Genomic DNA, 1,230 nt, shown 5'->3' with positions numbered 1-1,230 from the left:
TTGACATCCTCCCCGGCCTAAAGGCACGGGGATTCCTACCGAGCCGTGGCTCCTCGGCGGGTTGGCATCTCACAGGCTGCTGCACCCACCCCCATCCCCTCCCGGGAGGGGATGGGGGTGGGTTACACTTGCCTCCATGCCCGTTTTTTGTCTCGGATTGCCCACCCGCGACTAATATATTTATTGCTGCATTCTCGTCTCTGTCGTGTTTTGTACCACAGTTGAGACATTCCCACTCTCGCACTGATAAGTCTAATTTACCACCTTTGAAACCACAACACGAGCACATTTGGGATGTTGGTTCCCAACGACTGATTACTCTAAAATCACGACCGTATTTTTCTGCTTTCCCTTCTAAAAAAGTCCGGAATTGTCTCCAGCCTAAATCAGAAACCCACCCCTCTTGCTCCCCTCCCAGGAGGGGATGGGGGTGGGTTGCGGTTTTTGACCATACCTGAAACGTTTCCTTCGGAATGCTTCGCAAACAAGTCTTCTAGAACAATTGTTTGGTTTTCACGAATTATTTCAGTAGATAATTTATGCAAAAAATCTGTCCTAGTATCCTTTAATTTGGCATGGAACTTAGCAACTCTCAGTCTAGCTTTTTCATATCGTTTCGACCCTAAGGTTTTGTTAGATAATAACTTACTTAACTTTCGATATTTCTTGATTCGTTTTTTGAGTGCCTTAGGAGCATCAATCTTTGTACCGTCACTCAATGTAGCAAAGGTTTTAATACCTAAATCTATACCTACTGAATTTTCATTTTCAGATAAAGTTTCTGGTTGTATTTCTACTACAAAACTTAAGAAATATCTATTAGCTGAATCTTTGATTAATGTTACTGATGATGGAGAAGCAGGTAATTCTCTCGACCACACAATTTTCAGTTTTCCTATTTTGGCTAAATAAACTTTATGTTGACCAATTTTAAACCCTCCTTTTGTAAACTTAGCAGTCTGTCTTGATTTCCTTTTTTTGAATCGTGGAGGTTTTATAGGTTTACCTTTTCTCTTACCTTTGGTTGATTGAAAAAAGTTTTGATAAGCTTGGTTTAAATCATTTAAAGATTGCTGTAATGGAATAGCAGAAACCTCTGATAACCATTCTCTGTCTACAGTCTTTTTAGCAGATGTGATCAACTGTTTTTGAAGTTCAGCATTAGTGGGCTTCTTTTCTTCTGATTTATACTTTTGTTGGCAGCAAGCTAGGCTATCGTTCCAGACGACG

At 40.7% G+C, this 1,230-nt stretch carries 2 protein-coding genes; both read right to left on the bottom strand.

Annotated features, from left to right (window positions below; genetic code table 11):
* Positions 1 to 484, bottom strand: a 484-nt coding sequence (locus F6K13_RS33910) for a zinc ribbon domain-containing protein (protein WP_205127859.1), incomplete at its 3' end; no start/stop codon positions are given.
* Positions 387 to 1,230 (bottom strand): RNA-guided endonuclease TnpB family protein (locus F6K13_RS33905; RefSeq protein ID WP_205127858.1); only part of this gene is annotated, 844 nt, incomplete at its 5' end. The genes F6K13_RS33905 and F6K13_RS33910, both read right to left, overlap by 98 nt.

The organism is Okeania sp. SIO2B9, from assembly GCF_010672505.1.
Classification (GTDB): Bacteria; Cyanobacteriota; Cyanobacteriia; order Cyanobacteriales; family Microcoleaceae; genus Okeania; species Okeania hirsuta.
This window is presented reverse-complemented; position numbering and strand designations above follow the sequence as displayed.